The 4,843-nt window shown below is 64.3% G+C and carries 5 protein-coding genes; 2 read left to right on the top strand and 3 right to left on the bottom strand.

Features of this window, described 5'->3' with window-relative positions:
• Both EOA28_RS25185 and pyrE read left to right on the top strand, forming a co-directional pair.
• Positions 1 to 1,170 (top strand): RelA/SpoT AH/RIS domain-containing protein (locus EOA28_RS25185; protein ID WP_148670842.1); only part of this gene is annotated, 1,170 nt, incomplete at its 5' end.
• 23 nt (positions 1,171 to 1,193) lie between these two features.
• On the top strand, positions 1,194 to 1,772 hold the full coding sequence (gene pyrE / locus EOA28_RS25180; RefSeq protein ID WP_126078319.1) for an orotate phosphoribosyltransferase: 579 nt from the start codon (positions 1,194 to 1,196) through the stop codon (positions 1,770 to 1,772).
• A 30-nt stretch (positions 1,773 to 1,802) separates the two neighbouring features.
• Here the strand turns inward: pyrE and EOA28_RS25175 are convergent, their stop codons facing one another.
• The 3 genes from EOA28_RS25175 to EOA28_RS25165 all read right to left on the bottom strand — a co-directional run bounded on the left by EOA28_RS25175 (position 1,803) and on the right by EOA28_RS25165 (position 4,826).
• Positions 1,803 to 2,024, bottom strand: a complete 222-nt coding sequence (locus EOA28_RS25175; protein ID WP_126078318.1) for a hypothetical protein — start codon at positions 2,022 to 2,024, stop codon at positions 1,803 to 1,805.
• A gap of 54 nt (positions 2,025 to 2,078) precedes the next feature.
• On the bottom strand, positions 2,079 to 2,708 hold the full coding sequence (locus tag EOA28_RS25170) for a LysE family transporter (protein ID WP_126078317.1): 630 nt from the start codon (positions 2,706 to 2,708) through the stop codon (positions 2,079 to 2,081).
• Between the two features lie 642 nt (positions 2,709 to 3,350).
• Positions 3,351 to 4,826 carry a winged helix-turn-helix domain-containing protein gene (locus EOA28_RS25165; RefSeq protein ID WP_245501590.1) on the bottom strand — a complete coding sequence of 492 codons (1,476 nt, stop codon included), beginning with the start codon at positions 4,824 to 4,826 and terminating at the stop codon, positions 3,351 to 3,353.
• Positions 4,827 to 4,843: the final 17 nt, after the last annotated feature.

Below are 4,843 nucleotides of genomic sequence, written 5' to 3'. Positions count from 1 at the left end.
ATCTCCAAGGAGACCAACGCTTATGCCTGGCTCAGGCGCACCATCGAGCAACTGGCCGAGGGCGACAATCCGGAGGATTTCCTCGAGAACACCAAGCTGGAGCTGTTCCAGGACCAGGTATTCTGCTTCACGCCCAAGGGCATGCTGATCGCGCTGCCGCGCGGCGCCACGCCGATCGACTTCGCCTATGCCGTCCACACCGATGTCGGCGACACCTGTGTCGGCGCCAAGGTCAATGGCCGCATCATGCCGCTGATGACGGAATTGAAGAATGGCGACGAGGTCGAGATCATCCGCTCCAAGGCGCAGGTGCCGCCCGCCGCCTGGGAATCGGTCGTGGTCACCGGCAAGGCGCGCGCCGCCATCCGCCGCGCCACCAAGAACGCGATCCGCAAGCAATATTCCGGTCTCGGCGCCCGTATCCTGGAACGCGCCTTCGAGCGCGCCGGCAAGACCTTCACCAAGGAGAGCCTGAAGCCGGTTCTGCACCGGCTGGCGCGCAAGGATATCGAGGATGTTCTGGCTTCCGTCGGACGCGGCGAGCTGAGCTCAACCGACGTCATGAAAGCGGTCTTCCCCGACTACAAGGACGAGCGCGTCACGGTCGCGCCGCCCAAGCAGCGCGAGGAAGGCTGGTCGAAGATCCGCAACGCCGCCGGCATGCTGTTCCAGATGCCCGGCACTCGGGCCGCGCGCAAGGGCAAGGACCAGCCGCGCGACGGCGCGGTGCCGATCCGCGGCGTGCGCGGCGACCTGCCGGTGCGCTTCGCGCCGGAAGGCGCCGTGCCCGGCGACCGCATCGTCGGCATCATCCAGCCTGGAACCGGCGTCACCATCTATCCGATCCAGTCGCCGGCGCTGCAGGCCTTCGACGACCAGCCCGAGCGCTGGATCGACGTGCGCTGGGACATTGACGAACGCACCAAGGAACGTTTTCCGGCGCGCATCTCGGTCACCGCCATCAACGCGCCTGGTTCGTTGGCCGACATCGCCCAGGTGGTGGCGTCCAACGACGCCAACATCCACACGCTGTCCATGATACGCACGGCGCCCGATTTCACCGAGATGCTGATCGATCTCGAAGTCTGGGACCTGAAGCACCTCAACCGCCTGCTGTCGCAGCTCAAGGACAATTCGAGCGTCAGCGACGCGCGGCGCGTCAATGGCTAGATGAAGATTGAACGGGGGACCAAATGAACACTGACGAAGTGCTGGGCATTTTCCGCGAGGCCGGCGCCGTTCTCGAAGGTCATTTCATCCTGACGTCCGGCCTGCGCAGCCCGGTCTTCCTGCAGAAGGCCCGCGTCTTCATGCATGCCGACAAGACCGAGCGCCTGTGCAAGGCGCTGGCCGAGAAGATCCGGGAAAGCGTGCCCGGAAAGATCGACTATGTCGTCGGCCCGGCCATTGGCGGCCTGATCCCGGCCTATGAGACCTCGCGCCACCTCGGCGCGCCGGCCATCTGGGTCGAGCGGGAAGGGGGCGAGTTCAGGCTGCGCCGCTTCGAGATCGCCAAGGGCTCGCGCGTCGTCATCGTCGAGGACATCGTCACCACCGGCCTGTCGATCCGCGAGACAATCGACTGCCTGCGCGAGATCGGCGCGGAGGTCGTCGCGGCCGCATGCATCATCGACCGCTCGGCCGGCAAGACCGATGTCGGCGTGCCGCTGGTCGCGCTCGCCGAATATGAGGTGCCGGCCTATCCTGCCGACCGCCTGCCGCCGGAACTCGCCGCCATTCCCGCTATCAAGCCGGGAAGCCGCAACATCTGACTCAAGTTTGTTCGCGTGACGGCGGGCAGTTTAGCGGCTGACTCCGCGGCTCGCTATCGGGGCCAATCCACGTACGGCCGAACCTGCTTCGCCGCCCGGGGCGTTGTCGGTCCACGGATCGGCCGCCGTTTCGTCGGCCATACCAGCGGCGATGATAAATGGATGGATTTCGACGACGCTTTCGAACACGCCGCGCCCGGCGTCATACTCGACGTGGGTGATTGCTCCCATGAACTCCCTGTAGCGTTGCACGTTTAGTCACCTACGAAGATAATGCCAAGCTTTGCGCCGCGCTTGCGAGCGCATTCATCGGCTGACGAGCCCCGCCGCCATCGTCACTGCGACGGCGGTGAGGATGACGCCCGAGATGAGATCGAAGATGCGCAGGTTAGCGCGGTTTCGAAGCAGCCAAGCCATGAGGCCGCCACCCAGCGTGTAGCCGTAGCAGGCGAGCGCGGCCATCAGGATCAGCGCCATGACGAATTCGAGCCTGGCGCGGCCGGCGGCGAAGGACTGGCCGAGCGCCGCCGGCACGAGCAGCAACTCGACATAGGTCAGCGGGTTCATCCACACCACGCCCATGACGCGGGCAAGACAGGAGCGCCCGCTCTCGGCGTGTGCGGAACGCTGCTCGACGCCACCGGCGGCGGAGGCGGCGCGGAAGGACTGCAGCGCGAACCATGCCACTGCCGCGAGGCCAAGCCAGGAGAGGGCCGTGCGGACAGCCGGATCGAGCCCGGCGATCGAGCCGCCCAGCAGGTAAGAGGCGGAGATCAGCGCGACGTAAGTGCCCCATACCAGGCTTGCCACGAATATCGCCCGTCCGCGCAGCAGGCCCTCGCGGATCATCATCAGGTTGTTTGGTCCGACCGAGGCCATCGAGGCCATGCCGAGCGCCAGCCCGACCTGGAATCCGTTCGCATCCACCAGGCTCATGGCGTTTCCTCCAGCGACGCATGACCGCCTCTATCGGCCGGTCGCGCTAAGGACAAAGTCAGATAGAGAATGGGCCGGAAAGGGCTGGCTTAGTGCGACCGGTAATTTCCGACGGGGAGGCGCTCCGGCGGACAATCCATCTCCGCCGCTCCTTTGAGGAGGCCAGTTCCAAGCGGCGCGCGAAGCCGGTGACTGTTTCTCGGAACCTGGACAATGGTGTGAAAAGCCGGGAAGCGGCTCGGCCGGGTACAAGCATGGCTCCAGCGAGCAACGAGCCACCTTGCGCCAATCCGGTCGCCATGAGCCGCCGATGCAACTCATCCACAGAAGGTTTTTGCCCGTAGATCTTGCCTTGATCGAGCGAGACGATCATCAACGGTGACATTTGAGCCCCTCGGTTCAATGCTGAAGTTAACGAGGGGCACTTTGCGCCAGAGGGACCGTTTGGCTCCTTTGGCCGAGTGTAAAAAATTCTAAAAAGATATGAGAAACCGAGGCTGCCCGCGCCAGCAATTCCCGCGCCGGCTCACCGCCAAGAAACATGTTGCAGCGATCAGTATCCAATATGCGGCGCCGTAATGTGCATTGGGGGCAAGGGATTTCCGGCGAAGTGCTTGCCGATCAAAGGTGCGCTATCAGATATTATCCCTCTTCAAGGCCGGCCAGCCGCAGCCCTTCAAGCACGACGCCGATCCGCTCCGGGATCATGGCAGGCTGGCCCGCTCTGATCGTCGCGATCGTAACGCCTGGAGAGAGCTTGCTCAGCGCCTCGACAAATCGGCGGGCCTCGTCCATGCGCCCGAGATAGGCGCCGGCAGCGGCCAACATCCAGAGCATGGCGTCGAAGTTCGGATTGCGGGCCAGCGCACGGGAAGCCGACGCCAGCGCTTCTTCATAGTTACCGAGAATGACATGCGCATGGGCAATTCCGCAGAGCGCTATATGCGCAATTTGATCGCGAGGCATCAGCCGGTTCGCTCGGTGGAAACAGGCAAGCGCGTCCTCGACGCTCCCGCAATGGAGATGACCCACGCCCGCCGAAGTGACGACCGTCAGGTTGTTGGGGTTGGCGTCAACCGCGGATTGAAGGACGGCCATGCCCCAGTCGTAGTCTCTGACGACCTGAAGCAGCGCCATGGCGCAATGCGTCATCACTATCGCATCGCCGGCCGCATGTTCCAGCCCGCGCCGGGCGAAGTCTGCGCATCTTTCCCTGTCGTCGGGCCCGAACGGCGGCCAGCCCATCGTTATGCGGTGTTCTAGCGCCCAGGCTGCGTGAGCCAGGAATTGGGGATTGTCCGGCTCAAGTGCGAGGCCCTGTGTCAGAAGGGCATAGGCTTCTGCATTCCCCCGTTTGGATTCCGACAGGATCTTGGCCCGTGCCTGAAGATAGACGTCATAGGCGGCGATGCTTCCGGGCCGCTCCCGCCGCGAACGTTCGATCTCGGCCCATTCGATCTCCGGCCCGACCACGGTTGCGACCGCTTCTGTGATCCTGTCCTGGAAATCGAACACGTTGTCGAGGGCGCCATCGAGGTTCTGCGCCCACAGATGCGCGCCGGTGCTCCCTTGGATTAATTGGGCCGTGATTCTGAGCCGGTCGCCCGAACGCCGCACGCTGCCCTGGAGGACGTAGCGGACATCGAGTTCCTTCGCCACTTGCCGCACGTCTACGGCCCGGCCCTTGTAGACGAACGAGGAGTTACGGGCGATCACCGCGAAACTCTTGAAACGGCTGAGCGCGGTGATGATGTCGTCGACCACGCCGTCGGCGAACCAGTCCGGCTCGGAATCGCCACCAAGGCCCTCGAAGGGCAGCACGGCAAGTGCCGGCTGTGCGGGAAGCGCAACCATGTCCTCGCCACGCCTCGAAGTCAGCATGCGGTAGCCGATCCGCGGTACAGTCGCGATCCACTCGCGGCCGTCCGGGTCGACTCCAAGCAGCTTACGCAGGGTGGCGATCTGGACGGAGAGGTTTCCCTCCTCCACCGCCATGCCAGGCCACACGCTATCCATCAATTCTTGCCTGCTGACGACACCGCCCTCAGCCTTGAGCAGCGCCTCGAGGAGCGCAGCGCCTTTTTGACCGAGCGCGATCGGTTTGCCGTCCCGCCGCAGCTCTCCAAGGGCGGGGG

The organism is Mesorhizobium sp. M2A.F.Ca.ET.067.02.1.1, from assembly GCF_004023285.1.
Lineage (GTDB): Bacteria > Pseudomonadota > Alphaproteobacteria > Rhizobiales > Rhizobiaceae > Mesorhizobium.
This window is presented reverse-complemented; position numbering and strand designations above follow the sequence as displayed.

Coding starts and splice junctions, on each gene's coding strand:
- pyrE (WP_126078319.1), top strand. CDS start 1,194: ATGAACACTGACGAAGTGCTGGGCATTTTCCGCGAGGCCGGCGCCGTT.
- EOA28_RS25170 (WP_126078317.1), bottom strand. CDS start 2,708: ATGAGCCTGGTGGATGCGAACGGATTCCAGGTCGGGCTGGCGCTCGGC.